The organism is Thiomicrorhabdus heinhorstiae, from assembly GCF_013391765.2.
In the GTDB taxonomy this organism is placed as follows: Bacteria; Pseudomonadota; Gammaproteobacteria; order Thiomicrospirales; family Thiomicrospiraceae; genus Thiomicrorhabdus; species Thiomicrorhabdus heinhorstiae.
Map to the genome: position 1 here is coordinate 1 of NZ_JACBGI020000060.1, position 462 is coordinate 462.

Annotated in this window: 2 protein-coding genes; both read right to left on the minus strand. The window is 43.5% G+C overall.

What is annotated here, in order from left to right; all coding sequences use genetic code 11:
- A partial coding sequence (locus H8792_RS12355) for a flagellin N-terminal helical domain-containing protein (protein ID WP_456119859.1) occupies positions 1-157 on the minus strand: 157 nt, incomplete at its 3' end.
- A 165-nt stretch (positions 158-322) separates the two neighbouring features.
- Positions 323-462, minus strand: a 140-nt coding sequence (locus H8792_RS12360) for a flagellin (RefSeq protein WP_267463337.1), incomplete at its 5' end; no start/stop codon positions are given.

Genomic DNA, 462 nt, shown 5'->3' on the forward strand with positions numbered 1-462 from the left:
CGGTGGCGATCGCTAGACCTGCCGCGTTATCCGCTGCAGAGTTGATTTGCTTACCAGAAGTCAAACGTTCCATCGTTGTGGATTGTTCATTACTGGTTTGGTTCAAAATACGGTTCGCGTTTAGTGCGCCCATATTGGTGTTGATTACCATTGACATAATTTATCTCCTTTTTATATCTTGTTAGTCTCTCCAAGCGGATCGCTAACTTTTTATATCCATCCACTTGAAGTGACAGATTCTGTTTTGAAGTTTCCTTCAAATTTTTTGGCCGATTTAGCTCTAATTTACTGGCTCTGTTTTATATATCGGCCGATGATTCAATTACTGAAGTAATGACATCACATTTTGTGACTGCTGGTTCGCCTGGCTCAACATGCTCATTCCGGCTTGTTGCAACACTTGGGTTCTGGCCAGGTTGGCACTCTCTTTCGCAAAGTCCGCATCCAGGATGCGTGATTTCG